Below are 25,748 nucleotides of genomic sequence, written 5' to 3'. Positions count from 1 at the left end.
TTATTGTCGTGCCAATCGAATCGGTTTTGGCATCCATGATAGATCCGATACTCGGCAAGGATTGATATCAAGTCCACCGCGGCGAGTATAAGTTGCATAAACCATCAGCTTTTCAGGCTGCAAATTTTGCCAAACATCTGCAAAGATTTGCTCAACACACTGTTCGTGGAAACCATTATGCTGACGGTACGAGATAATATAAGCTAAAACACTACGATAACAAGGTTTTTTGCCCTTAAAACGGATAAAAACTGTACCCCAATCCGGTTGTCCCGTGACTGGGCAGTTACTTCTCAAAAGATGAGAATACAGCTCAATTTCAACGTCTTCACCAGACTCATCTCGTTTTAAAAGAGTTGCATCAGGATGTTGCTCTAAACGTTCTGGAGTAAGGTCATCAATACAAATGCCTTGTGGCTTGGAAATATCGAGATCATCTACTTGAAATAGCGTTAGCTCAACTTTTGCGCCTGCCGCAGCCGATAAATCTTTTTCAACTGTTTCAATGAATAACGCTTTAGAGTCAAACTGAGTGAAGTTAAGACTATTGAAGTAAAGTTTTAATGACTTTGATTCAATCAAATTTGGTGAAGAAGCTGGCAATGTAATTCTGCCAATAGCAACCTGTGGAATACCGTGCGAATTTAACCAAGAGATTTCAAAAACATGCCACCAATCTTTACCTTGGGTAATGCCTTCAATATGTGAATAGTTTTCACGAGATTGAGCACGTGCGATTGGAAATAACACATCGGGTTGATAGCTGGTTGGATACTGGGTTTCTTTACCCAATAAAGACTGTTCGACACTCATTCACGCATTCCTGAACCACGAGCAAGTAAATAGTAAGCAACTCCGTAAAGTACAACACAACATAATGTCACAACGATTAAAGAGAACGTAACGTTCACGTCGCTATGACCTAAAATGCCAAAACGGAAAGCATTAACCATATACACAATAGGATTAATTAAAGAAAGTTTTTGCCAAAAAGGACCAAGTGCACTAATGGCATAAAACACACCACCTAAGTAGGTGAGTGGAGTAAGTACAAATGTTGGAATAATAGAAATATCATCAAAAGATTTTGCATAGACCGCATTAATAAAGCCGCCTAAGGAAAATAAAACAGATGTAATTAAGACTGTATATATAGTTACGAACCAGTTATGTATAAAAAGGTCAGTAAAGAACATACTCATCGCGGTAACAATGGCCCCAACTAGAACACCACGACAAATACCACCAATGACATAGCCCCATAAAATAATATGTAATGGCACAGGGCTCATAATGAGCTCTTCAATGCTTTTTTGGAATTTCACACTAAAGAAACTGGAAGAAACGTTCGCATAACTGTTGGTAATAACAGCCATCATGATTAGGCCAGGCACAATAAACTGCATGTAGCTTACGCCGCCCATTTGTCCAATACGTGAGCCAACCAAATTACCAAAAATGACAAAATACAAGCTCATGGTAATCGCAGGTGGTAATAAGGTTTGGGGCCAAATGCGAAGAAATCGGCGTACTTCTTTACGAACTAAAGTCCAGAGGGCAATTTGCAGTTGGTTAAAGTTCATTTTGCCTCTCCTTCAAGATTTTTCTCAACCATTTTGACAAATAGCTCTTCAAGGCGATTTGATTTGTTACGCATACTACGAACACGAATGCCTTGTGACTCTAAAAGTTGGAATAAGTCATTTAATGTATGTGCCTTATCCATTGTTACTTCTAAAGTGCTGCTATCAATTAAGTTGAACTTCACACCAATAATATTTAACTGGAGTGGGGCAATCGGTTCTGCCAAATCGAAAATAAAAGATTCTTCACTCAGCTGGTTTAAGAAACTTTTCATGCTGGTATCTTCTTTGATAACACCACGGTCAATGATGGCAATTTGACGACAGAGCATTTCCGCTTCTTCTAAATAGTGTGTCGTTAAAATAATAGAAGTGCCACTTTCGTTCATTTCGGTCAGAAAATCCCACATAGAACGGCGTAATTCAATATCTACACCAGCAGTAGGTTCATCTAAAATAAGAAGTTTAGGCTCATGCATCATGGCGCGGGCAATCATTAGACGGCGCTTCATACCACCAGACAGCATACGTGCTTGTATATTGCGTTTTTCCCACAAGCCAAGTTTTTCTAAATAATGTTCGGCACGTTTTTCGGCAATCTTTTTGTGAATGCCGTAATAGCCAGCTTGAGTGACTAAAATATCGAATGCTTTTTCGAACTGGCCAAAATTAAATTCTTGAGGAACGACGCCAAGCTGTTGTTTTGCTAAGGATGGATGCGTGTCGAGATTATGCCCAAAAATCTCAACTGTTCCTGAGGTCTTTTTTGTGAGGGAGCTGATAATACCAATGGTTGTTGATTTGCCGGCACCATTTGGGCCTAACAACGCATAAAATTCACCTTCAGGCACAGTGAGGTTAATACCTTTTAACGCCTGAAAACCATTACGATATGTTTTGGACAAATCTTTTAATACCAAAGCATCAGTCATGAAATTCTCACATTATGAAAGAGGGGTATATTTTGAGCGATAATGATTAATAAACCAAGTAAAATAGTCGGAATTTTATGAAATTGGGATAAATTTATGAAGTTATTATATATAAACTGGTGCGCCCGGCGGGGATCGAACCCACGACCCCAGGCTTCGGAAACCTGTACTCTATCCAACTGAGCTACGAGCGCACATGTGTGGGGCACATCATAGGAAAAAAACACTGGTAGGTAAAGCACGAAATACGTACCAAGTGAGTTTAATGCTTAATTAAACAGCAGCTTGTTCTATTTTAGACGCGTTGTTGAATAAGCTGAATTGAATAATTAATAGAATGAAGCGTATGTGCTAGCTCATGAGGAGGAATACGTGACTCCTGTAAACTGGTAATCCATTGCATTTGGCACATTTTAAGTTCTTGAAGCGTTTTGATTTGCTCTATTTTTTGAATAAGTGGTTTTGCCATAAGGCCACAGTACTGGCTCAAGCTTTGTTTCATTAATAGTTGTATTTCTTCAAAAGAGAGTTGTTGAGCTGGAATAGATGGCTGGTCATTTTCTATATTTGGAGAAGTCACAGACGTTGATTGAGGAATCTGAATTTCTCCAATTAAATCATTACTTTTATTCTCATCAATATTTTTCTGATGTACTTCTTTAGTCGTTATAGATGTCTCTGGGGGAGATATTTGTTCGGTCAATTCTGAATAACTTTCGTTAGAAGTAGCAATGAGTTTTAAGTCAATGAGCTGTTGAATTAGCTCTGGTGGGGCAATCCGTTTCTTAAACTCGGGATCGAGGCTTTGAAAATCTTCATGGTCTATTAATAGAAGTAAACGTCTTTGTTTTGCATTTAACGTGATATTACGTTGTTGAAGCGCAACTCTTCCCAAATTGGTTCTATAAAAACCAGACATTGTATTTCCCCAATATAAAAAATGAAGCAGCCTGTTTGAATTTTTCTATCAAACAGTACCGTTCTTAATAAAATATAAATGGGGTTAACGATAAAACTCAAAAATGACAATATGATGAAGAATTTATGAATATCATCTATTTAAGTTAAGTCTTTAAAATGCGCTTTCTAGAGCCTTACGTAAATAGACATCTAGCTCGTCTTGACGTAGAAGCCATTGAATATAATCTTTTGGCAGTTCAGAAATTGCCGTACCTTTATGCTTGCCAAAATTAATAGTCGTGGGGATACGGGCTTCTTCAGAAACTTGGTAAAGCTCTTCAATATCTTGAATATTTAAATGATAGATAATATGCATCAAAATATTGGCAGTTAAAATAATGTCCGCATCGGCACGGTGTGCACCTTTGAGTAATTCTCGCGCTTTACTGCTGCCTTGAGAAATCATATAAATGAGTGCAGAGATGTTGTGAGCTTCAGCATCTGGCCAAGCTTTACGTGCTAAAGCTAGAGTACAAATCGGTTTGATATGAGATACATCAACGCCACAACGAGCAATGGCAGCAATATCATAATCAATGTTATGACCAATAATATAAGTCGTGCTATCCGGTAATTGAAATGTTTTATAGTGAGGCTGGTTTTCTAGGTCAGACTCCAAGATGTGGTGGACCGCCATTGCAGCATAAGAGATCGGAGCTCCCACCTGATAGAGCTGATCAAACAATTTGCTTTTATCTAAAGTGAGTTTACCCGCATTAAGTTCAATGGGAGCGTATGCAATTTCAATAGGCAAACCATTTAGTGTATGAGTTTCTGTATCTAAAATAATGGCTTGCATCTTTTGAACCTTTAAACAATTACAAGTAACCATCAATGTTAACAGTTGGCTATCTACTTTAAAACATGGAGTAAGGCTAGATAAGCTATCAAATGCAATTTATGTTAAAAAGTAGAAAATTTAGCTGCTCATTTTGATTAAATATCACTTGCGAAAAATGAAGATTAGGCGTAATTGTTTGTAAGACATTTAAAATGTTCATTAAAAAGTAAAGCACAACAAAAATCGAATTTAAGGGATATATCAATGAAAATGAAACTGTTCATGACCAGTGTTCTTAGCACAAGTTTATTGTTGACGGCATGTGGAGATGGAAGTAGTGATGACAGTCCGGCAACTACTGATCCATCTGGTGCACCAGCCAATAATATTCAAAACCCAGTGGTTAAGGTAGATGCTTATACAAGTACTAACTTAGGATCAGTTGCTGCTGAAAGTAGTATTTTAACTTATAAAATGTTAGGTCAAAGTGGACAAGAGGTGCAGGCAACCAGTTTAGTATTTACACCAACGACACCACCACCAGCAGGCGGTTGGCCAATTGTGGTTTGGGCACATGGCACGACAGGGGTTGCAGATGCATGTGCACCGAGTAAATCAGCGTTAACAGACAGTACTAAAGATTTAATTAGTAAACTCCTTGCAGCCGGTTATGTAGTGGTTGCTCCAGATTATGAGGGCTTAGGAACCGCAGGCATACATCCATTCTTAAATGTTAAAAGTGAGGCTTATTCAATTACTGATGCAGTAGTTGCAACACGCAATTATTTATCTCAACGTAATTTATTAACTTCGAACAAATGGGTCACCGTAGGTCACTCTCAGGGTGGGCATGCTGCATTGGGTGCTGCACAATATGCAAGCCGTGCACAGCTAAACTATAAAGGTACGGTAGCGGTAGCACCGGCATCTAATTTGGGTTTCATTTTAACGGCAGGAGAACAAGCCGTTGCCAATGCAACTTTGGATAAAAAGATCCCGATGTATGCACAGCTTGATACATATACTGCTTTAGTTACAGCGGGTATTCGAAATACACAGCCAAGCTTTGATTATTCACAGGTATTTACTTCACAAACAGCAAGTACTGCACAGCAGGCAGAAACGATTTGTGCAGGGCCATTGGGCCAAGCCTTGGCAGTTAATATGCAAACCTACGCAGCAACACATGGCGGCACACTAGATGGTTTTACACGTACACAACCTAACTTTATGGCTGTGCCAACCGTAAAAACATTCTTAGATAAAGATTCTCAACCTCTGCAGACAAAAGTATCTACACCAATTATTATTTATCAGGGGTTAGCTGATACAACGGTTCCTAAAGTAGCGACTGATATTTTGATATCTAATGCCACTGTCGTGGGCACAAAAATTAATAGCTATGTAACGGGTAACTGGGACCATGAGACGGCTATGAGCAATAATGTAGATAACATTGTTGGGAATGTGCAAAACTTGTTGTCAGCTCAATAAGAGTAGTTGATATTTAAAGTTTTTTTGTTGTTTTGAGAAGCTAAATTTAACTTTAGAAAATTATTAAATAAAAGTTTTTTAAGTGTTTATAAATTATTTTAGATTTGATGGCTCATTTTTTATAAAAATTGAGCCATTTTTATTTAAAACTGAGCTAACTTGATTCTGTTTAATTATAAAGTTCATGCTACAATATGCCGCAATCTTAGCACGGCTTAAAAGCCCTAATTTATAGGACCCCCGCTAATGTTTGCCAATATTTCCATTTCTGAATTTGATCCAGAATTAGCTCAAGCTATTGCTTCTGAAGGTGAGCGTCAAGAAGCACATATCGAGTTAATTGCATCTGAAAACTATTGCTCTCCTGCTGTGATGGAAGCGCAAGGATCAAAACTTACTAACAAATACGCAGAAGGTTATCCAGGCAAACGCTATTATGGCGGTTGCGAGTATGTAGACGTTATTGAGCAAATGGCGATTGACCGTGCTAAAGAACTTTTTGGTGCTGATTACGCAAACGTTCAACCACATGCTGGTTCACAAGCTAACTCTGCTGTTTATTTAGCACTTCTTAACCCAGGCGATACAGTTTTGGGTATGAGCTTGGCTCACGGTGGTCACTTGACTCACGGTGCAAAAGTAAGCTTCTCTGGTAAAACTTATAACGCTGTTCAGTATGGTTTAAACTCTGAAACTGGCGAGATCGATTACGAAGAAGTTGAACGTTTAGCATTAGAACACAAGCCACGTATGATCGTTGCTGGTTTCTCTGCTTATAGCCGTGTTGTAGATTGGCAACGTTTCCGTGACATCGCGGACAAAGTTGGCGCTTACCTTTTTGTTGATATGGCTCACGTTGCAGGTCTTGTTGCTGCTGGCGTATATCCAAACCCAGTTCAAATTGCTGACGTAACTACAACTACGACTCACAAAACACTTCGTGGTCCACGTTCTGGTTTAATCCTTGCGAAAGCGAATGAAGAAATTGAGAAAAAACTTCAATCAGCTGTATTCCCTGGTAACCAAGGTGGCCCATTAATGCATGCGATTGCTGCTAAAGCAATCTGCTTCAAAGAAGCAATGTCTGATGACTTTAAAGCTTACCAACAACAAGTTGTGAAAAATGCTCAAGCTATGGCTGAAGTGTTAATCGCTCGTGGTTATGATGTTGTTTCTGGCGGTACAGACAACCACTTATTCTTGTTATCTTTAATCAAACAAGACGTAACTGGTAAAGATGCTGACGCTTGGTTAGGTGCTGCTCACATTACTGTGAACAAAAACTCAGTTCCAAATGACCCACGTTCTCCATTTGTAACTTCTGGTATCCGTATTGGTACTCCAGCAGTAACAACTCGTGGTTTTGGCGAAGCTGAAGTTCGTGAACTTGCTGGTTGGATCGCTGACGTGATTGACAGCAAAGGTGACGAAAAAGTTATTGCTGATGTTAAAGCGAAAGTTGAAGCTGTTTGTGCAAAATTCCCTGTATATGCAAAATAATTTGTATGTATAAAAAAAAGCGCCGTAAGGCGCTTTTTTATATCAATTATTCCAACCCCCACCTAAAGCACGGATTAAGTTTACACTTGCAATGATTTGGCCACCTTTCAGCTGGGCTGCCAATTGTTCTTGTTGCAAAATAGTCCGGTCGGAGTCAATCACATCAAGATAGCTAATCGCACCTTCTCGATAACGTAAGTGAGACAGTTGATTTGCATGACGAGACGATGAGAGTGCTTGATTTTGAGCCTGAATTTGCTGATCGAGAATTCTTTGATCAGATAAACCATTTTCAACTTCACGAAATGCGTTTAGTACAGTTTGTCTATAGTTGGCGACGCTTTCTTCATAAGCTGCTCGTGCTTGAGCAACGCCTGCTTTACGTTGTCCGCCATCAAATAATGGTAAAGACAAAATAGTGCCTGCGACTGGACCAAGCAAGAATGTACGGCTCGACCATTTACCCAACTCGCTTAAACTTGAAGATTCATAACCTAAGGCACCCGTTAGATTAACTTTCGGGAAAAAAGCTGCACGGGCAATTCCAATACGCGCATTATCTGCTGCCATAGCACGTTCAGCAGCGGCAATGTCAGGTCGTCTTTCAAGTAAACTTGAAGGTAAACCAGCTGGAAGACGAAGACTATTTGCAGTTAAAGGTTGAACAGCCAAGCTAAAGTCAGCTGGTGTTTTGCCTAATAATACTGCAAGCGCATGCTCTGCATTGGCTCTACTACGAGCAATGTTCAGTGCATTGGTTTGAGCTGTTGCAAGTTCAGTTTGTGCACGAGAAACATCTAATTCACTGACCAAACCATTCTTAAATCGGGTTTGAACGAGATCTCGTGTCTCACCAAGTAACTTAATAGTACGAGTATAAATTGCTTGTTCAGCATCAAGTTGGCGAATGAGAAAATAACCTTGTGCAACATCTGCTTGTAAGGCTAAAAGTGCCGACTGATATAAAGCTTCTTGCTGTTGTAGATCCGCTGTTGCTGCATTAACACTACTGGCGATACGACCAAATAAATCGAGCTCATATGAAACATTGGCTTGAGCACGCCATAAGGTTTGTGCAGATGTATGGGCATTGTCATCTAAACCCAAGGAAGCAGGAGAGGGTTTTTGACGAGTTGGGCCAAAGCCAGCACCAATACTTGGCAAACGTTCAGCTTGTGCTGCCGAACGTATTGCACGTGAAGCCTGAATATTGGCTGCCACCGCTTTAAGATTTTGGTTGCCGGCAATCGCTTGTTGTTCTAGCTCATTCAATTGAGCATCATTAAAAACACGCCACCATTCACCTCGAACTTGTTGGTCGGCAGGTTGGGCAATTTTCCAATTGTTATCTTCAAGTTTAGGGTCTGACTCTTTAAACTTGACAGGAACTATAACTTTTGCAGGTTGATATTCCGGAGCCAAAGAGCAGCCTGCAAGAAGCAGGCTCCCTATGAGTGAGGACAATAACAAACTTTGTTTTGCTGTAGTCATCAAATGTCCTCCTTAATGATCGTGTGGGGTAGATAAAGGTGCTTCATGAACTGCCGCCGAATGCAATTTATGTTTGCTATTCAATGTACGAATCAGGACATAAAAGGCAGGAGTTAGGAATAAACCAAAGAAAGTTACCCCGATCATTCCGAAGAACACTGCAACACCCATGGCATGACGCATTTCAGAACCTGCGCCAGTTGAAGTAACCAGTGGGACTACACCCATAATGAATGCGATAGAAGTCATTAAAATTGGACGTAAACGTAGACGACTTGCTTCAACTGCTGCTTTAAAGGCAGTTGCACCTTGCATTTCGAGTTCTCTCGCAAATTCAACAATCAAAATAGCATTTTTACAGGCCAGCCCAACCAGTACCATCAGACCAATTTGGGTAAAGATGTTGTTATCTCCACCTGTCAGCCAAACACCCGTCAGAGCTGCCAAAATTCCCATTGGTACAATTAAAATTACAGCTAAAGGTAAAGTTAGACTTTCATATTGAGCGGCTAAAACCAAGAACACCAGTAATACGCTAATAGGGAATACCCAAAGCCCTGCATTACCAGCCAAGATTTTTTGGTAGGTTAAATCTGTCCACTCAAACTTGATACCACGAGGTAGAGTTTGTGCAGCAATACGTTCAACCGCAGCTTCAGCTTGGCTAGATGAATAGCCTGGTGCAGGGCCGCCGTTAATATCTGCTGAGGTATAGCCGTTATAACGCACCACCATTTCTGGACCATAAGTTTGAGTCACATTTACCAGTGAAGATAACGGCACCATTTGTCCGGCACTGTTACGGGTTTTAAGCTGCATAATATCTTCAGGGTTAGCACGGAAAGGCGCATCGGCTTGTGCACGAACCTGATAAACACGTCCAAAGCGGTTAAAGTCGTTAACGTACTGAGAACCTAAATAAATCTGCATGGTGTTGAAAACATCTGTCACTGCAACACCTTGTTGCTTGGCTTTTACACGGTCCAGATCTACGTTTAGTTGAGGTACGTTAATTTGATAACTTGAGAACATTGGACCCAGTTCAGGAGCTGATTTTGCTGCTTTCATAAAGTTTTGGGCAGCATCATTTAAGGCTGAATAGCCTAAGGCACCTCGGTCTTCGAGTTGGAGTTTAAAGCCGCCCATGGTCCCTAAGCCCATCACTGGTGGCGGTGGGAAAACCGCAATATAGGCATCTTGAATGGCTGAATATTTCTGGTTGAGAGCACCAGCAATTGCATTTGCAGATAAGTCTTTGGCCTTACGTTCATCGAATGGCTTTAAGGTTACAAAGACAATACCGGCGCTTGAGCTATTGGTGAAACCATTAATTGATAGGCCAGGGAAGGCAACTGCACTTTCTACACCAGGCTGTTTAAGTGCAGTGTCACTCATTTTACGAATGACAGCTTCGGTACGATCTAAAGACGCGCCGTTTGGTAATTGAGCAAAGCTAATCAAATATTGTTTGTCTTGAGCGGGAACGAAACCACCCGGAACAATATAAGAAATACCTACTGTTAAACCTAAAAGTGCAGCATAAACACCCATGGCCGATGCTTTATGAGAGATAACACGACTTACGCCTTTACCATAGTTGTCTGACGCTCTGGTAAATACGCGGTTAAACAGCGCAAAGAAACGTCCAAATACACGATTCATTATGCGTGTTAATGCATCAGGTTTCGCATCATGTCCTTTTAGTAGCATGGCTGCTAAAGCGGGAGATAGAGTAAGGGAGTTAAATGCCGAAATAACAGTTGAAATGGCAATAGTCATGGCAAATTGTTTATAAAATTGCCCTGTTAAGCCTGTCATAAAGGCAAGAGGTACGAACACGGCAACGAGCGTTAAAGCAATCGCAATAATCGGTCCGCTTACTTCTCGCATGGCACGGTAAGTCGCTTCCCTTGGATTTAAACCAGCTTCAATATTCCTCTCGACGTTTTCGACGACCACAATCGCGTCATCGACCACAATCCCGATAGCAAGTACCATCCCGAACAGTGATAGCGCATTGATGGAGTAACCAAAAGCAAGCATGAGCGCGAATGTACCAATAATTGAAACCGGTACAGCAAGTAATGGAATGATTGAGGCACGCCATGTTTGCAAGAATAAAATAACAACCACAACAACCAGTGCAATCGCTTCAAGTAGGGTATGAACCACCGCTTTAATACTTGCACGTACGAATTGAGTCGGGTCGTACACAATGTCGTATTTAATTGAAGATGGGAAATCTTTTGAAAGCTCCTTCATCGTGCTACGCACTTGATCGGAAACTTGTAAAGCGTTGGCACCCGGTGCTTGGAAAATTGGAATCGCGACCGCTTGTTTATTATCGAGTAACGAACGTAAGCCATATTGAGAGGCTGCAAGTTCAACACGAGCAACATCACCCAATCGGGTAACTGCGCCATCGGGAGCAGTTTTTAAAATGATATCTGCGAATTCGTGCTCAGTGGTTAAACGACCTTGAGCATTGACTGAAAGTTGTAAAGGGGAATTACTTGGTGATGCACCGATTGTACCTGCTGCAACCTGAATGTTTTGTTCACGAATGGCAGTCACAATTTCAGTTGCTGTGAGGTTTCGCTGTGCCACTTTTTGTGGGTCGAGCCACACACGCATCGCGTAATCACCAGAACCAAATAAACCGACTTCTCCGACGCCTTGTAAACGTGCTAAACGGTCTTTTACGTTCAGTACCGCATAGTTACGCAAGTAGGTCATGTCATAGCGATTATCTGGTGAGGTCAGATGCACAACCATAGTTAAGGTAGGTGAACTTTTTAAGGTAGTGACACCTAAACGCTGTACGTCTTCAGGTAAGCGAGGCATGGCCTGAGACACCCGATTTTGAACCAGTTGTTGAGCTTTGTCTGGATCTATACCGAGCTTAAAGTTCACTGTAATCGTTAAGTTACCGTCGCTGTTTGCTTGAGATTGCATATACAGCATGTCTTCTACGCCGTTGATCGATTCTTCAAGCGGAGAAGCAACAGTTTCAGCAATGACTTTCGGGTTTGCACCTGGATATTGAGCACGTACCACCACAGATGGAGGAACAACTTCGGGGTATTCCGAAATCGGTAATTTAAATACCGACAGTAGACCGGCGAGTAAAATCAGTACTGATAACACACCAGCAAAGATCGGCCGATCAATAAAGAATTTAGAAATATTCATATGTGATTAACCTTTTGCCGGAGTTGATGTTTTTTCTGTTGGCTGAGGTTGAGGAGGAGTAGTGCTGCTCGCAGTAATTTGTGCGTTTGGCATTGGAACGAGGTGCGGGGTCACAGGGTCACCCGGGCGAATTCGCTGTAAACCATTTACCACAATACGATCACCCGCTTGTAATCCGCTATTCACGATTTGCAAGCCATCTTGTTGGGCACCGAGTTTTACTTCGCGGTAAGCAGTTTGATTTTTCGCATCAACTACTACGACAAAACGTTTATCTTGATCGACCCCAACTGCGATTGGGCTAATCAGAATTGCTGAACGTGGTTGACCGCCCCCTAAACGGATTCGTGCATATAAGCCCGGTAATAAAACGCCGTTCGGATTATCAAAAGTTGCGCGGACACGAATCGTACCTGAGGTGGTATTTAAGTTATTGTCGATTGAGTTGATCGTACCTTCGCGAGTAAAGCCTGTTTCATTGGCAAGTCCCATATAGACAGGAACTTGTGCTGAGTTACGCTGGTTGCTGATGTATTTTAGGTAAGTTTGTTCATCAACATCGAAAGATGCGTATAGGCGTGATACTGATACTAAACTTGTTAAAACCTGTGCGCCGTTACCTGCAGAAATCACATTACCCACGGTCACTTCGGCACGGGAAATTCGGCCGCTGACTGGTGCAGTAATACGAGTGTATTCCAGATTTAAACGTGCAGATTGAACGGCTGCTCTAGCTGCTTGAAGGTTAGCATTGGCTGATCGTGCATCATTTTCTGCCAAATCTAACTCTTGGCGAGAAACAGCATTACTCTGAATTAAACGTTGAATACGAGAAAGGTTAGAACCCGTATATGTTACTTGTGCCTCAGCCGAAGCAAGTTGAGCTTTGGCTCGATTCAGTTCTGCTTCGAAAGGACGCGGGTCAATGGTAAATAGTAAATCGCCTTTTTTAACAAGACTGCCATCTTTGAAGTGTACGGAAATGAGTTTACCTGAAACCTGTGGCCGAATATCGACTTGATCGATTGCTTCTAAGCGACCGGAATATTCTTGCCAATCAGTAATGGTTTTGCTGATGACATTAGAAATATCAACAGTTGCAGCTTGTTGGGTACTGGTCGGTGCAGCTTTTGCATCGGCATTTTCATGTAAAAACATAAAACTGCCCCCTGTAGCCAAAATGGCGACAAAGATGGCAGACAGTGCGAACTGTTTGCGAGAAAATGACATGAGGTGCTCCTAGTTATTTGGATACCTGTTTTCAGACTTTTAGTTTTGGTCCGTATGGGAGAAACAGGGTTTATGGGATGGACGGAGCATAAAAGTTTGTCAATCACGAATAAATATATTAAATTTGATAACACTATTCGTATTTTTATAACAATTGATGTGTTTGATTAAATAAATGCATTGATAGGAGTGTGCGTGTGGATCTATTTCATGCGATGAAAGTCTTTAACAAAGTTGTCGAAACAAATAGTTTCAGTTTAGCTGCTGACAGTTTAGGCCTACCACGTGCTTCTGTGACGACAACCATTCAGGCTTTAGAGAAACATTTACAAGTTCGCTTATTAAACCGCACCACTCGTAAACTCAGTTTGACACCAGATGGCGCGGTTTATTATGAACGGACCGCGCGAATTTTGGCCGATGTCGAAGACGTAGAATCAACTTTTCATGATTCTGAACGAGGACCCCGAGGACGACTGCGCATTGATGTTAAAGCTTCAATCGGGCGGTTGATTCTGATTCCAATGCTGTGTGATTTTCATGCCAAGTACCCCGATATTGATTTGGTGATTGGCATGAGTGATCGTCCAGTCGATTTAGTTCAAGATGCGGTGGACTGTGTCATTCGTATTGGTCAATTGAAAGATTCAAGTTTAGTTGCACGCCGTATCGGAACAATTCAGTGTGTGACAGTAGCTGCGCCACGTTACTTGATGGAACATGGCGAACCAAGAACCATTGAAGACTTACAAAAACATCAAGTGGTACATTATTTTAACAGCCGTACCGGACGCAATATCGATTGGGATTTCATGGTGAACGGTGAGATTCATAGCGTTGGTGTGAAAGGGCGTGTTTCAGTCAACGATGGCGATTCATATATTGATTTGGCAGTACAAGGTTTTGGCCTAATTCAATGTCCATATTATATGGTGGCAAAACATTTAGAGTCTGGTGCTCTTAGAGAGGTGTTGACTGAATGGTTACCTGCGCCTATGCCAATATCAGTCGTTTATCTACAAAACCGTCATTTATCGCCTAAAGTCCGTGTATTTGTAGATTGGGTAGCCGAATTATTTGCAGGTTGTCCATTGCTGAGTGGTTGTTCAATGTCATTAGATCAAAAATGTGAATTTGCCAGTGCCAAAGAACATAACCATGAATACACCATTCGGACATTGGTTGAAAATGAAAATATGGCAGAGGCTTACACACTCAAAAACTAAATTAAAATTTGAGTGATTTTTCAACATTTAATGGGGTAAGGCGATCAGCTGTTTTGATAGTTTCATAAATCCTTAATTTACTGGTATAGAAATTGCAATTATTTCGGTAGAAGAGTAATTTAGAAATTGCTCAAGTTTTTTTATCACCTTATTTGGATTTTAAGGAGAAGCTTCAAGATGGCAAGCTTTATGAAAAAAATGTTCGTTTCAACAACCTTGGTTTTGGCTGCTGTTGCAACGAATGTTCAAGCAAAGGATTGGAAGGTGATTCGTTTTGGTACTGAGTCGTCTTATGCTCCATTTGAATATAAAACACCAGATGGCAAGTTAACTGGTTTTGATGTTGATTTGGGTAATGCAATTTGTGCAAAACTCAAAGCTAAATGTGTTTGGGTTGAAAACTCTTTTGACGGAATGATTCCGGCACTTAAAGCGAAAAAATTTGATGGCATTCTTTCATCAATGACAGTGACTGATGAACGTGCAAAACAAATTTTATTTAGTAGCAAAATCTACAATACGCCAACGCGTATGGTTGCAAAAAAAGGCTCACCGTTATTGCCAACACCTACTTCATTAAAAGGTAAGCGTGTAGGGGTACAACAGGGCACAATTCAAGAAACATATGCTAAAACCTATTGGGCTCCAAAAGGTGTGAGTGTTGTACCTTATCCAACTCAAGACTTGATTTACCAAGATATGATGTCTGGTCGTTTGGATGCAACTTTACAAGATGCAATCATGGTTGATGGCGCTTTCTTAAAACAACCAAAAGGTAAAAACTTCAGTTTTGCTGGTGGCAATGTAGTTGATGTCAAAACACTAGGTGTAGGCGCAGCTATTGGTTTACGCAAAGAAGATGCAGATTTGAAAGCGAATATTGACAAAGCTTTGGCTGCAATCATTGCTGATGGCACATACAAGAAACTAGAGAAAAAATACTTCTCTTTTAGCATTTACTAATGATGTGAAAAATGTCGGCTAAGTGCCGACATTTTTAAATCTATTCTCATCTCATCAATATTAGATATTGTTTTTAGGAGAAGATGAGTCATGTCTTTTTCTGGCTATGGGCCACTCCTTCTCAGCGGAACATGGATGACCATACAGCTTGCGCTGTTGTCACTCTTGCTTTCTGTCATTATTGGCTTAATTGGTGCGAGTTCAAAACTCTCTAATATTAAAGCCTTACGTTATATTGCGACCGGCTATACCACGCTCATTCGTAGTGTGCCTGACTTAGTGATTATGCTGCTGTTATTTTATAGCTTGCAGTTAGGTTTAAACCAAATTACTGAAGCACTGCAAATGGACCAAATTGATATCAACCCATTCGTGGCTGGTGTGATTACTTTAGCGTTCATTTATGGTGCATATTTTACCGAGACCTTTCGTGGTGCATTTCAATCGGTTCCAACGGGACAAATTGAAGCAGCAATGGCCTATGGGATGACGCCGTGGCAGGTTTTTCACCGTGTATTATTCCCTCAAATGATGCGTTTTGCATTGCCTGGCATTGGTAACAACTGGCAAGTTTTGATTAAGGCGACCGCACTGGTTTCTATTATTGGCCTGACTGATATTGTAAAAATTACACAAGATGCGGGTAGAAGTACCATGCAACTGTTCTTTTTCAGCATCGTCGCTGCTGCCATTTATTTGGCAATTACCACCGTGTCCAACCTGATTTTAATGTGGCTTGAACGTCGTTATTCTGCTGGTGTAAGGAAGGGACAATTATGATTGAAATCCTTCAACAATATTGGCAGGCATACCTTTGGACCGATGGCTTGCAAATGACCGGTGTCGCGATGACTGCTTGGTTATTGGTGCTTTCTATTGGTATTGGTTTTGTGCTTGCTGTGCCTTTATCACTTGCACGAGTATCAGAAAATCTTTGGTTGCGTGGCCCAGTTTGGTTATATACCTATGTTTTCCGTGGCACACCACTTTATATTCAATTGCTGATTATTTACTCAGGTATTTACAGTTTTGATTACGTCCATGAACATCAGACGCTCGATGCATTCTTTCGAGAGGGCATAAATTGCACCATTTTGGCATTCGCGCTCAATACTGGTGCATATACAACTGAAATCTTTGCTGGAGCAATCCGTTCTATTCCACATGGTGAGATTGAAGCTGCTCAAGCTTTCGGTATGTCAAAATGGAAACTCTACACACGTATTATCATCCCATCGATGTTACGCCGTGCTTTACCATTTTATGGTAACGAAGTCATTTTGATGTTGCACGCGACAACCATTGCATTTACAGCAACTGTTCCAGATATTTTAAAAATTGCGCGTGATGTTAATGCTGCAACCTATGACACTTTCAATGCTTTTGGAATTGCTGCGGTGTTATATGCGATGTTGGCATTTATTTTGATTTGGATATTTCGTAAGTTGGAAAAACGTTGGTTGGCATTTTTAAAGCCATCGAATCATTAGGAGACATAAATGGAACACGTTGCAAAACTAGTGATTCGTGATTTACACAAAACATTTGGCGATCATGAAGTACTGAAAGGGATATCACTTGATGCAAATGCTGGCGATGTGATTAGTATTATTGGTTCATCCGGTTCAGGTAAAAGTACCTTGCTGCGTTGTATCAACTTTTTAGAACAACCGAGCAATGGCACCATTAAACTCAATGGTGAAAAACTACGCACAGTCTTTGATAAAAAAGGCAATTTAAAAGTGGTTGATCCAAAGCAACTACAAAAAATGCGTACTCAACTGATGATGGTTTTTCAGCACTTTAATTTGTGGTCACATATGACAGTGCTTGAAAATGTCATTGAAGGGCCAATTCATGTGCTCGGAGTTAAACGTGCTGAAGCAGAAGAGTGTGCACGGAAATATCTACGTAAAGTTGGATTGCCTGAAAGCGTTGAGAGTAAATATCCTGCATTTTTATCTGGTGGGCAGCAGCAACGTGTAGCAATTGCTCGTGCTTTGGCTATGGAACCGGAAGTGATGCTATTTGATGAACCAACCAGTGCACTTGATCCTGAGTTGGTGGGTGAAGTACTCAAGGTTATGCAGAGTTTGGCTGAAGAAGGCCGTACCATGATTGTGGTGACACATGAAATGGGCTTTGCACGTCATGTGTCTAATCAGGTGATTTTCTTGCATCAAGGGAAAATTGAGGAACAGGGCCATCCTGATGAAGTACTCAACAATCCGAAAAGTGAGCGTTTAAAGCAATTTTTGACGGGCAGTTTGAAATAAGCTGTTTATACCGAGTAAGGTGAAATTTTTTAAAAAAGATTCGCATCTTACTCGGTTGCTTTTTTAATTATATTTTATAGATGAGTATTTTTAGAAAACACATTAATAATGATAATACCTGCAATCATTAAAGTAAGACCAATACAGGCCGCCAAGTCTAAATGCTGTTTGTAAAATATCCAGCCAATTGCAGAAATTAAAATAATACCCGCACCCGACCAAATGGCGTATGCAATTCCAATCGGAATCGTTTTTAGCGTCAGGGATAATAAATAAAAAGCGATCGCATAGCCCACAACTGTAATGATGGATGGAATAGGAACAGTAAAACCTTGAGATGCTTTTAAAGCTGAAGTTGCAATGACTTCACAAGCAATCGCAATTGCTAAATAAAGATAAGACATGGGGAGCTGCGCCAGAATGAGTTTTAATCAATCTACATGAAATGTTGAAATGGTTTGGCAGTTTTAACGATTGTTTAATTTTTTTGGTACAAAATGACCAGTAAATCAAACTGAACTGATAAATTGATTTTATCACTAGCAAAGTGTTCTCAGCTATTTATTCATTTATCTAATCATTGATCTGTATAGTCATTTAAGAGGATCAGTGACTTTAGCTTGATCCTCCATAGACTTTTAAAGATAGATTAGCCGAGTAAATTTAACCCTTTAAATTTCTCTAGCAGTTGCTCTTTGTTCTCAATATGCGCAGGGTCTGTTTTTATGCAATCGATAGGGCAAACCGCCTTACATGTTGGTTCATCGTAAAAGCCTACACACTCGGTACAACGGTGTGGATCAATTTCATAAACTTTGCTCCCTTCAAAAATAGCGATGTTGGGGCATTCAGGTAAGCACATATCACAGTTGATGCAGTCACTGGTAATCAAAAGAGCCATGTTTAACTCGCTGAATAAGCCAATGTAGATGCGGTAATACTTTCTTTCGCATGAGGCAAATTGCGTACGAGTAGGGCATAACTGATATCAACATTTTGTGAGAGTGGAATTTCAACAAAATACCCCGAACCTTTAGCATCTGTAATCGGGTTACCTTTTAAATCACGCATTGCGGCTAAGGTAAATGTGATGTTGCCTTGAGGCGTCATGAGTTCAAGTGAGTCGCCAACCACAAAACGGTTTTTCACCTCAATGCGAATATAATCGCCGTGACGTTCTAATACTTCGCCGCAAAATTGTTGGTAGTCAAAATGTGATGAACCATCAGCATAGTTTTGATATTCGCTATGTACATGACGTCTTAAAAAACCTTCGGTATAACCACGATTTGCCAACCCTTCGAGTTGAGTCATTAAGCTTGGGTCAAAGGGTTTACCTGCTAATGCATCATCAATGGCTTTTCGATAAATTTGAGCAGTACGCGCACAGTAAAAATACGATTTAGTACGGCCTTCAATTTTCAGTGAAGCAATGCCCATTTTGGTTAAACGATCTACATGCTGTACCGCACGTAAATCTTTGGAGTTCATAAAATAAGTACCGTGTTCATCTTCTTCGGCAGCAAACATTTCTTCATCATTACGTTGTACAAGCAAAGTTTGAGATGAAGTTGTCTCTGATTGTGCTGATGAACAGCAAGACTTCTCTGACGTGTTGAGCTGAGTAACTGGAATCACGTCGCCGTTTGCATCTTCTTGGGTTTCATGCAACTTATAGTCCCAACGACAAGCATTGGTACAAGCACCTTGGTTGGCATCACGTTTGTTCATATATCCAGAAAGTAAACAGCGACCTGAGTAGGCCATACATAGTGCGCCATGTACAAAAACTTCGAGTTCAATGTCTGGTACGTGTTGCTGGATTTCTTCTATTTCTTCTAAAGATAATTCACGAGATAAAATCACACGGCTTAGGCCGTAGTCTTTCCAAAATTTAACAGTGGCCCAGTTAATAGCGTTGGCTTGAACCGATAGATGAATTTGCATTTCTGGAAAATGCTCACGTACCATCATAATTAAGCCCGGATCAGACATAATGAGTGCATCTGGTTGCATAGCTACAATTGGCTCAAGATCACGAATAAAGTTTTTTAATTTGCTGTTATGTGGCTGAATATTCACTACAACATAAAACTTTTTACCCAAAGCATGCGCTTCATCAATTCCAATTTTTAAGTTGTCATGATCAAAAGCATTATTACGAACACGTAAGCTATAACGTGGTTGGCCGGCATATACGGCATCTGCTCCATAGGCAAATGCATAGCGCATGTTTTTTAGTGAACCTGCGGGAGAGAGGAGTTCAGTTTTCATAAAATAAAAGGCATAAAAAATATATGGTTTTATTTTATTAACTCCACATTTTGGATTCAACCTACTGAATTAGTAGGGATTTGACCTATATCTTTTTGCGCGGGCAGCATATTTTTTGCTAACTCTCCTAAGCGCATCAAAGCATTTAACATTTTAGGATTTAGCTCGAAACACGCAGCTATACGTAAGCAGTGACTAAATCGTTTATCAGCTGAACATAAAATTCCCGGCATGCATAAGATTTTTTCATCCATTGCCTGATGAAAAAGTTCTAATGCATCAATAGACTCGGGTAGCTCTAACCATAAAATAAATCCTGCTTGCGGTCGACTGACTCGAGTACCGACTGGAAAATAACGGCAAATATAAGATTTGATGGTGTCAATTTGTTGTTGATAGCGTTTTTTAAGATGCCTTAAGTGCAGATCATAACCTCCATTCTCTAAGAAAAGCCCTAAAGTTTCTGTAAGTAGAGCTGGCTCGGCAACTGTCGTTGTTAATTTAATTTGCTGCACAATATTACGAAAGCGCCCAGCTTCTAACCAACCAATTCGATAGTCGGGTGCCACAGTTTTGGTGTAGCTGCCGCAGACCAAAACCCATCCATTTTGGTCAAATGCCTTAATGTTGGGTAAGAGCGGTTCAGTCAGTTGCAGTTCGGCGTACATTGCATCTTCAATGACAGGGATTTGAAACTGATTAGCAAGCTCTGCTAAGCGACGACGGTTGCTTTCAGGCATGCTAAAACCGAGAGGATTGTGTCCTGTTGGAATAGTTAATATGGCTTGTACACTTTTAGATTTTAACAGTTCTTCAAGAGCATCTAGGCACATACCTGTATGCGGCGAGGTCGGCACTTCTACAATTTTTCGACCTAAATTATGAAGAAGCGGGTAGAGATTATGAAATGTAGGAAGCTCAAGTGCAATGCTGTCACCAGCTTGGGTGGTTGCCATAATCGCGAGACTTAAAGCTTCCATGGTGCCATGAGTGAGTACAATATCATCTGCTGAAAGAAACATACCAAGCTGTAAGCCTCGCCTCGCAATTTGTGTACGTAAACGTATAGAGCCGGGCGGTAAAGTATAGTTTTTAAAAATGTCTGGCTGTGTCCGTAAAACTTGAGCAGTTAAGCGTTTTAAGCGTTCAATTGGATAGAAGTTTTCACCTGTAGGGCAAGCCAGAGCCAAATTGACATAGTCAGGATCCATCTGCTTTTTAACAATTTGCGCGAGAAAACAGCTAATTCCTGAAAGAGATACTTTTTCTTCACTGACATAACGCTCTTCGAGTTCTAGTAAGTTTGAAGGTGCATGACAAACATAGTAACCAGACTGTGGACGAACTGAAATTAAACCTTGATCTTCAAGCTGACGATAAGCTTCTTTTACGGTGTTAATGCTGACCTGATAATGATTTGCGCAGTCGCGAATTGATGGTAAACGGGAGCCGATAGGCTGTCTGCCATTCTGAATTTGAAGGGTTAGGTCATCACTCACTTTTTTATATTTGTACATGTCAATTCATTAAAAAGCCAAAGCAATGGATACACTTTATCGTGATCTTTTATTTAACTCAAATATTGTGGTTGCTTTTGATTGATTCATTTAACACAAATCTAAACTTAAAAACTGTGTCTATTATTTTTCATCTTAACTGATACTGTGACCATTAAAAATAAAGCAGTAAGATCAAAAAATGGTGAGGATTTAAAACCATAATTTTTAATTACAAGATCAGTAGGAGTGGTCTATGTCTGTTGTTGCATTTAAACAAGTTGATGTTTTTACTTCACAAGCATTTAAAGGTAATCCTGTTGCAGTCATTATGGACGCCAGTACCTTAACATCTGAACAGATGCAGGGAATTGCGAATTGGACTAATCTTTCTGAAACGACATTTGTGCTCCCTGCGACTGATTCTCATGCTGACTATCAGGTTCGAATTTTTACTCCGCAAAGTGAGTTGCCATTTGCAGGACATCCTACAATTGGTACTGCCTATGCTTTGCTTGAGGCGGGCCTCGTGACAGCTAAAGGCGGTAAACTGGTACAGCAATGTGCTGCAGGTTTGGTGACTCTGACTGTAAGTGACTCAAAGCATATTTCATTTGAACTACCTAAGCCTAAAATTACACCATTAGATGCAATGCACACTGAGAAATTAGCAGAAATTTTAAAATGTCAGATTAATACTCAATGGAATGCCACATTGGTTGATGTAGGGGCGCGCTGGATTGTATTACAAGCTGTTAATGCTGAGGCTGTTTTGGCAAGTCAGCCTGATCTAAATGCTTTAAAGCAATTTAGTTTAGATATGAAAGTAACAGGCTCTACAATTTATGGATTTTATGAAGAAAGTAATGAGCAAAAGCGCATAGAAGTTCGTTCATTTGCTCCGGCATATGGAGTTAACGAAGATCCTGTTTGTGGTAGCGGTAATGGTAGCGTGGCATCTTTCATTCGTTACCATGGTATTTTGCCTGCGCAAAATGATGTGGTGCTTTCTTCTCAGGGGCAAGCTTTAGGGCGTGAAGGACAGCTTCAACTTGAATTACATCAAGATAAAATTTTAGTGGGTGGAGCTGCTGTTACTTGTATCGACGGTACGATTAAGTTATAAAAACAGAAATAAAAAACCGAGGCCTTTGCCTCGGTTTTTTAATTAGAAAAATCTTATTTTTCTACGAACGCACGTTCAATGACATAGTCGCCCATTTCACCCATACGAGGTGATTCAACTAAACCGTGTTGGTCAAGTAATGCAGCCACATCTTTTAAGAATGCAGGGCTACCACAAAGCATTGCACGGTCAGTTTCACGGTTGAAGCGTGGTAAACCGATTTTTTCAAATAAAGCGCCAGTTTCAATTGCAGTTGTTACACGGCCTTGAGTGTGGAAAGGCTCACGAGTAACAGTAGGGTAGTAAACAAGTTTGTCTTTAATACCTAATTCTTCAAAGAATTCATGATTTGGTAATTCGTTTAAGATTAGGTCTTGATACGCTAATTCAGAAATATAGCGTGTACCATGAACAACGATTACTTTTTCAAAGCGTTCGTAAGTTTCTGGGTCACGAATAATTGATAAGAATGGCGCAAGACCGGTACCAGAAGATAAAAGGTATAAGTTTTTACCTGGTAAAAGGTCATCATGAACCAATGTACCTGTTGGTTTTTTAGAAACTAAAATTTCGTCACCAACTTGTACTTTTTGCAAAATCGAAGTTAAAGGACCGTCTTGTACTTTAATTGAGAAGAACTCTAACTCTTCTTCGTAGTTCGCACTTGCAATCGAATATGCACGCATTAACGGTTTGCCATTCACTTCAAGTCCGATCATTACGAACTGACCATTTTTAAAACGTAAGCTGGTGTCGCGTGTAGTTTTAAAACTGAAAAGGGTGTCATTCCAGTGGTGCACATGAGTAATGCGTTCAACGTTAAAAGCAGCCATTAAAGGTCTCGATCACGATTAAAAGAAAACAGATAGCTATTCTAATATAATTTCATTCCCGATAAACTGAATATATTTAATTGTGTTTATAAGAAAAAGTGATGATGAATTCTGTCACCCTCCCAATAGTCGGGCACATGTGCTCACCTTTTCGAGAAAAATTTGGTATTCCACGCCAACCTAATTTGGTCAATATCGAGTCTTATATTGAAATGGTAGCACCTTATAATGACTTATTGGCTTTTGAAGGAATTGAACAATTTACCCATCTCTGGCTCATCTGGCAGTTTCATGACAATAAAAATCAGGAGACTGCAACTAAGTTTCGGCCTCAAGTTCGCCCACCACGTCTAGGGGGCAATGAAAAAATTGGTGTGTTTGCAACACGTAGTATGTATCGTCCAGCACCTATAGGCTTATCTGTAGTACGTTTAAACAAGGTTGAAAAAGTCGGTAAGTCATTAAGAGTGTATGTGACTGGTAGCGATTTACTAAATGGCACACCAATTTTAGATATTAAACCTTATATTCAATATTCAGATGCCATTGTTGATGCTCAAAGTGGCTATGCACAAGCTGAACCAGAACGAAAGCAAGTCATCTGGTCGGAAAGTGCACTCACTACCCAGCAATATCTTTTAAAGAATAAAAAAATTAATACGCAGTATCTTGATGAATTAGAACAAGTACTGGCTTTAGACCCAAGACCTGCCTATCAAGAAGACCCTGAACGAGTCTATAAAATGAAGTTTTCTAATTTTGATATTCATTTTAAAGTGAATGATAATGTAATTACAGTTGTGGATATGGTGGAACATACTTCACTCGTTTAGAAGAGAGGTTCAAAACCAATGTATGTTCATCCATAGCAGGCTAATCAATATTGCTATGTGAATCAGTTGGGCAGGAACAAAAGCAAGGGCGTAGTGTATTCCACCTGAAATAGCTGAGTTAATGCTCTTAGCAATCGCATGCACAGCAAAACCGCCCATAAAAGCAATGAGTAGTGAGGTATGAGCGTTATTCGGTTCTCCTTGTACAATCACTGCTGCAATTGCTGCATGTATTTCAAACAAAGAGGCAAGTAAGGTCCCTGCAATTAAGCCAGCATCTCCTAAATATAGACTTAGACCATAAACACCTGCCTGAATGAGCGTAAGTGTTCCTGCAATAATGACCGCTTCTTTTAAGCTGAACATTCTGGAGTCTAGCTCGGGTGAAGTCGTACTTTGTTCTGCTTTACGTAATAAAATAAAAGCCCACACTGCTAAAAAAGCCAATGCAATGAGTGTAGGAAATATAATGAATTTGAACCATGCTAAGCTAATTCCAACCACAATAATTAAGGTCTGAATGAGTGTGGAAACACATGACATCAATGCTGCACCTGCATTTGTTTTTGCATTTGCACGACCAGAACGGACTTCTAAACCTAGACTTGCGATAGTGGCTGTACTCGATACAAAACCAGAGGCTAAAGAAGAGAGTAATAAAGCATTTTTAGATGACAAAAGCCGTTTTGCAATATGTGCGAGCGCTTGCACAAATAAAATCAAAGTCAGTAATTTTAAAATGACATGTGGGTTTAAAACTGGTCCCCAAAAAGGTTTATTGGGGACTAACGGTAAGGCAATTAAAAGTAGGGCAAGTAAAAAAATCCCGTCACGTAATTCCGATTCGGTAATCCACTGACTGGCAATACCATGCATAGATTGTTTTGCTAATAAAATAATCGTCATGATGACGGCGAGTCCCGCAGCTAACGAGATATTCCAAATACAAAGCGCCCCTATAAAGTAAGTCATAATAAAGGCGAGTTCAGTAGTCACACCGGGGTCATTCGGCTGATTTTTAAGAGAGACAATACTGATTGCGCCAATAAGTAGAGCGCCTACAATTCCAATTTCAGTACCAAATAAAAAGCAGATTGCACCGAGTAGCGAACTAATTGCAAAAGAACGAAAACCTGCAAAAGTCTTATATTCGTGTTTGAGCTTGCTTCTTTCACGTTCCAAACCAATTAATAACCCGCAGCCTAATGCCGCAGCAATAATGGTGATAAATTCTTCAAATGATGCAATTTGTAATGACATTGTCATTGGAAGATTCATAATACTTCCTCATTGGTTTATTGTTATATACAGGTGTTAATCATATTTAAATCATGTATTCATATGCAGTGTATGCTTTTTATTATATCGAGCATAGTGTCTTTTTTAATCAAACTATCACAATAAATATTTTTATAAATATGATCTACGACACAAAAAAATACCAAGTTGAGAATTGGTTTAATTATTTGAAGTTAAAAGATATTTAAAAGCTAAATTTGAAGATTTGCAGACCAGTTAAATCTAAAACATCTCTGTTATATTATAAAAATATATTGGG

Annotated in this window: 23 protein-coding genes, 1 tRNA gene and 1 pseudogene; 9 read left to right on the top strand and 16 right to left on the bottom strand. The window is 40.1% G+C overall.

Going from position 1 to position 25,748, the window contains the following annotated elements; translation table 11 throughout:
- The 6 genes from queF to ACG59Z_RS02395 form a co-directional block, all read right to left on the bottom strand.
- A complete protein-coding gene (gene queF, locus ACG59Z_RS02420) occupies positions 1 to 813 on the bottom strand; it encodes an NADPH-dependent 7-cyano-7-deazaguanine reductase QueF (RefSeq protein WP_400197813.1) in 813 nt (270 codons plus the stop codon).
- Entirely contained in the window at positions 810 to 1,583 is a 774-nt protein-coding gene (locus ACG59Z_RS02415; RefSeq protein WP_077165428.1) for an ABC transporter permease, read from the bottom strand. The genes queF and ACG59Z_RS02415 overlap by 4 nt, the downstream gene beginning before the upstream one ends.
- Positions 1,580 to 2,515, bottom strand: coding sequence for an ABC transporter ATP-binding protein (locus tag ACG59Z_RS02410; protein ID WP_004700452.1), 936 nt, complete (start codon positions 2,513 to 2,515; stop codon positions 1,580 to 1,582). The genes ACG59Z_RS02415 and ACG59Z_RS02410 overlap by 4 nt, the downstream gene beginning before the upstream one ends.
- A gap of 117 nt (positions 2,516 to 2,632) precedes the next feature.
- Positions 2,633 to 2,709, bottom strand: a tRNA-Arg gene (locus ACG59Z_RS02405).
- Between the two features lie 101 nt (positions 2,710 to 2,810).
- Positions 2,811 to 3,434 carry a hypothetical protein gene (locus tag ACG59Z_RS02400; RefSeq protein WP_311086890.1) on the bottom strand — a complete coding sequence of 208 codons (624 nt, stop codon included), beginning with the start codon at positions 3,432 to 3,434 and terminating at the stop codon, positions 2,811 to 2,813.
- A gap of 153 nt (positions 3,435 to 3,587) precedes the next feature.
- A complete protein-coding gene (locus ACG59Z_RS02395) occupies positions 3,588 to 4,274 on the bottom strand; it encodes a 3'-5' exonuclease (protein WP_191028966.1) in 687 nt (228 codons plus the stop codon).
- A gap of 246 nt (positions 4,275 to 4,520) precedes the next feature.
- On the opposite strand from ACG59Z_RS02395, the gene ACG59Z_RS02390 reads away from it, so the two are divergent.
- Positions 4,521 to 5,750 carry an alpha/beta fold hydrolase gene (locus ACG59Z_RS02390; RefSeq protein ID WP_311086891.1) on the top strand — a complete coding sequence of 410 codons (1,230 nt, stop codon included), beginning with the start codon at positions 4,521 to 4,523 and terminating at the stop codon, positions 5,748 to 5,750.
- A gap of 108 nt (positions 5,751 to 5,858) precedes the next feature.
- Here ACG59Z_RS02390 and ACG59Z_RS02385 read toward each other — a convergent pair.
- Positions 5,859 to 5,936, bottom strand: a pseudogene (locus ACG59Z_RS02385) (hypothetical protein); the annotation flags it as partial.
- Positions 5,937 to 5,996: 60 nt separating this feature from the next.
- On the opposite strand from ACG59Z_RS02385, the gene glyA reads away from it, so the two are divergent.
- Complete coding sequence (gene glyA / locus ACG59Z_RS02380; RefSeq protein WP_191028968.1) at positions 5,997 to 7,250, top strand: serine hydroxymethyltransferase; 1,254 nt, start codon at positions 5,997 to 5,999, stop codon at positions 7,248 to 7,250.
- Between the two features lie 42 nt (positions 7,251 to 7,292).
- Here glyA and adeH read toward each other — a convergent pair whose 3' ends face one another.
- From adeH to adeF, 3 genes are read right to left on the bottom strand one after another with little or no spacing between them, the layout of a single operon-like run.
- Positions 7,293 to 8,741, bottom strand: a complete 1,449-nt coding sequence (adeH, locus tag ACG59Z_RS02375; RefSeq protein WP_400197808.1) for a multidrug efflux RND transporter outer membrane subunit AdeH — start codon at positions 8,739 to 8,741, stop codon at positions 7,293 to 7,295.
- Between the two features lie 12 nt (positions 8,742 to 8,753).
- Positions 8,754 to 11,933 (bottom strand): multidrug efflux RND transporter permease subunit AdeG, encoded by a 3,180-nt coding sequence (gene adeG, locus ACG59Z_RS02370; protein ID WP_400197806.1) that lies wholly within the window; start codon positions 11,931 to 11,933, stop codon positions 8,754 to 8,756.
- 6 nt (positions 11,934 to 11,939) lie between these two features.
- Positions 11,940 to 13,163: a multidrug efflux RND transporter periplasmic adaptor subunit AdeF gene (gene adeF, locus ACG59Z_RS02365; protein ID WP_400197804.1), complete on the bottom strand. Its 1,224-nt coding sequence runs from the start codon at positions 13,161 to 13,163 to the stop codon at positions 11,940 to 11,942.
- A 197-nt stretch (positions 13,164 to 13,360) separates the two neighbouring features.
- Here adeF and ACG59Z_RS02360 point away from each other — a divergent pair, with 197 nt between their 5' ends.
- The 5 genes from ACG59Z_RS02360 (at position 13,361) to ACG59Z_RS02340 (ending at position 17,628) form a co-directional block, all read left to right on the top strand.
- Entirely contained in the window at positions 13,361 to 14,389 is a 1,029-nt protein-coding gene (locus ACG59Z_RS02360; protein ID WP_191001352.1) for a LysR family transcriptional regulator, read from the top strand.
- 177 nt (positions 14,390 to 14,566) lie between these two features.
- Positions 14,567 to 15,352 carry an ABC transporter substrate-binding protein gene (locus ACG59Z_RS02355; RefSeq protein WP_002049251.1) on the top strand — a complete coding sequence of 262 codons (786 nt, stop codon included), beginning with the start codon at positions 14,567 to 14,569 and terminating at the stop codon, positions 15,350 to 15,352.
- Between the two features lie 90 nt (positions 15,353 to 15,442).
- Positions 15,443 to 16,132 carry a histidine ABC transporter permease HisQ gene (locus tag ACG59Z_RS02350; RefSeq protein ID WP_311086896.1) on the top strand — a complete coding sequence of 230 codons (690 nt, stop codon included), beginning with the start codon at positions 15,443 to 15,445 and terminating at the stop codon, positions 16,130 to 16,132.
- A complete protein-coding gene (locus tag ACG59Z_RS02345) occupies positions 16,129 to 16,842 on the top strand; it encodes an ABC transporter permease (RefSeq protein WP_174764843.1) in 714 nt (237 codons plus the stop codon). Before ACG59Z_RS02350 ends, ACG59Z_RS02345 begins: the two co-directional genes overlap by 4 nt.
- A gap of 9 nt (positions 16,843 to 16,851) precedes the next feature.
- Entirely contained in the window at positions 16,852 to 17,628 is a 777-nt protein-coding gene (locus tag ACG59Z_RS02340; RefSeq protein ID WP_005307066.1) for an ABC transporter ATP-binding protein, read from the top strand.
- A 74-nt stretch (positions 17,629 to 17,702) separates the two neighbouring features.
- Here the strand turns inward: ACG59Z_RS02340 and abeS are convergent, their stop codons facing one another.
- The 4 genes from abeS to ACG59Z_RS02320 all read right to left on the bottom strand — a co-directional run bounded on the left by abeS (position 17,703) and on the right by ACG59Z_RS02320 (position 21,425).
- On the bottom strand, positions 17,703 to 18,032 hold the full coding sequence (abeS, locus tag ACG59Z_RS02335) for a multidrug efflux SMR transporter AbeS (protein WP_003650669.1): 330 nt from the start codon (positions 18,030 to 18,032) through the stop codon (positions 17,703 to 17,705).
- A 245-nt stretch (positions 18,033 to 18,277) separates the two neighbouring features.
- Complete coding sequence (locus ACG59Z_RS02330; RefSeq protein WP_267530801.1) at positions 18,278 to 18,529, bottom strand: YfhL family 4Fe-4S dicluster ferredoxin; 252 nt, start codon at positions 18,527 to 18,529, stop codon at positions 18,278 to 18,280.
- A 2-nt stretch (positions 18,530 to 18,531) separates the two neighbouring features.
- Positions 18,532 to 19,902, bottom strand: coding sequence for a tRNA 5-hydroxyuridine modification protein YegQ (gene yegQ, locus ACG59Z_RS02325; RefSeq protein ID WP_400197796.1), 1,371 nt, complete (start codon positions 19,900 to 19,902; stop codon positions 18,532 to 18,534).
- Between the two features lie 56 nt (positions 19,903 to 19,958).
- Positions 19,959 to 21,425, bottom strand: a complete 1,467-nt coding sequence (locus tag ACG59Z_RS02320) for a PLP-dependent aminotransferase family protein (protein ID WP_400198017.1) — start codon at positions 21,423 to 21,425, stop codon at positions 19,959 to 19,961.
- Between the two features lie 229 nt (positions 21,426 to 21,654).
- Between ACG59Z_RS02320 and ACG59Z_RS02315 the strand changes: the two genes are divergently transcribed.
- A complete protein-coding gene (locus ACG59Z_RS02315) occupies positions 21,655 to 22,524 on the top strand; it encodes a PhzF family phenazine biosynthesis protein (RefSeq protein WP_400197795.1) in 870 nt (289 codons plus the stop codon).
- Positions 22,525 to 22,577: 53 nt separating this feature from the next.
- On the opposite strand, the gene ACG59Z_RS02310 is transcribed toward ACG59Z_RS02315, so the two are convergent.
- Entirely contained in the window at positions 22,578 to 23,357 is a 780-nt protein-coding gene (locus ACG59Z_RS02310; RefSeq protein WP_002118187.1) for a ferredoxin--NADP reductase, read from the bottom strand.
- Between the two features lie 104 nt (positions 23,358 to 23,461).
- Here ACG59Z_RS02310 and tsaA point away from each other — a divergent pair, with 104 nt between their 5' ends.
- Positions 23,462 to 24,190 (top strand): tRNA (N6-threonylcarbamoyladenosine(37)-N6)-methyltransferase TrmO, encoded by a 729-nt coding sequence (gene tsaA, locus ACG59Z_RS02305; RefSeq protein ID WP_400198016.1) that lies wholly within the window; start codon positions 23,462 to 23,464, stop codon positions 24,188 to 24,190.
- Positions 24,191 to 24,199: 9 nt separating this feature from the next.
- On the opposite strand, the gene ACG59Z_RS02300 is transcribed toward tsaA, so the two are convergent.
- Positions 24,200 to 25,468: an MgtC/SapB family protein gene (locus ACG59Z_RS02300; protein WP_400197793.1), complete on the bottom strand. Its 1,269-nt coding sequence runs from the start codon at positions 25,466 to 25,468 to the stop codon at positions 24,200 to 24,202.
- Positions 25,469 to 25,748 lie beyond the last annotated feature (280 nt).

It is taken from the genome of Acinetobacter sp. ABJ_C1_1 (genome assembly GCF_044684115.1).
Classification (GTDB): domain Bacteria; phylum Pseudomonadota; class Gammaproteobacteria; order Pseudomonadales; family Moraxellaceae; genus Acinetobacter; species Acinetobacter nosocomialis_A.
Note: the sequence above shows the minus strand (reverse complement) of the source record. Positions and strands in the feature narration are given on the sequence as shown.

Coding starts and splice junctions, on each gene's coding strand:
- queF (WP_400197813.1), bottom strand. CDS start 813: ATGAGTGTCGAACAGTCTTTATTGGGTAAAGAAACCCAGTATCCAACC.
- ACG59Z_RS02415 (WP_077165428.1), bottom strand. CDS start 1,583: ATGAACTTTAACCAACTGCAAATTGCCCTCTGGACTTTAGTTCGTAAA.
- ACG59Z_RS02410 (WP_004700452.1), bottom strand. CDS start 2,515: ATGACTGATGCTTTGGTATTAAAAGATTTGTCCAAAACATATCGTAAT.
- ACG59Z_RS02400 (WP_311086890.1), bottom strand. CDS start 3,434: ATGTCTGGTTTTTATAGAACCAATTTGGGAAGAGTTGCGCTTCAACAA.
- ACG59Z_RS02395 (WP_191028966.1), bottom strand. CDS start 4,274: ATGCAAGCCATTATTTTAGATACAGAAACTCATACACTAAATGGTTTG.
- ACG59Z_RS02390 (WP_311086891.1), top strand. CDS start 4,521: ATGAAAATGAAACTGTTCATGACCAGTGTTCTTAGCACAAGTTTATTG.
- glyA (WP_191028968.1), top strand. CDS start 5,997: ATGTTTGCCAATATTTCCATTTCTGAATTTGATCCAGAATTAGCTCAA.
- adeH (WP_400197808.1), bottom strand. CDS start 8,741: ATGACTACAGCAAAACAAAGTTTGTTATTGTCCTCACTCATAGGGAGC.
- adeG (WP_400197806.1), bottom strand. CDS start 11,933: ATGAATATTTCTAAATTCTTTATTGATCGGCCGATCTTTGCTGGTGTG.
- adeF (WP_400197804.1), bottom strand. CDS start 13,163: ATGTCATTTTCTCGCAAACAGTTCGCACTGTCTGCCATCTTTGTCGCC.
- ACG59Z_RS02355 (WP_002049251.1), top strand. CDS start 14,567: ATGGCAAGCTTTATGAAAAAAATGTTCGTTTCAACAACCTTGGTTTTG.
- ACG59Z_RS02350 (WP_311086896.1), top strand. CDS start 15,443: ATGTCTTTTTCTGGCTATGGGCCACTCCTTCTCAGCGGAACATGGATG.
- ACG59Z_RS02345 (WP_174764843.1), top strand. CDS start 16,129: ATGATTGAAATCCTTCAACAATATTGGCAGGCATACCTTTGGACCGAT.
- ACG59Z_RS02340 (WP_005307066.1), top strand. CDS start 16,852: ATGGAACACGTTGCAAAACTAGTGATTCGTGATTTACACAAAACATTT.
- abeS (WP_003650669.1), bottom strand. CDS start 18,032: ATGTCTTATCTTTATTTAGCAATTGCGATTGCTTGTGAAGTCATTGCA.
- ACG59Z_RS02330 (WP_267530801.1), bottom strand. CDS start 18,529: ATGGCTCTTTTGATTACCAGTGACTGCATCAACTGTGATATGTGCTTA.
- yegQ (WP_400197796.1), bottom strand. CDS start 19,902: ATGAAAACTGAACTCCTCTCTCCCGCAGGTTCACTAAAAAACATGCGC.
- ACG59Z_RS02315 (WP_400197795.1), top strand. CDS start 21,655: ATGTCTGTTGTTGCATTTAAACAAGTTGATGTTTTTACTTCACAAGCA.
- ACG59Z_RS02310 (WP_002118187.1), bottom strand. CDS start 23,357: ATGGCTGCTTTTAACGTTGAACGCATTACTCATGTGCACCACTGGAAT.
- tsaA (WP_400198016.1), top strand. CDS start 23,462: ATGAATTCTGTCACCCTCCCAATAGTCGGGCACATGTGCTCACCTTTT.
- ACG59Z_RS02300 (WP_400197793.1), bottom strand. CDS start 25,468: ATGAATCTTCCAATGACAATGTCATTACAAATTGCATCATTTGAAGAA.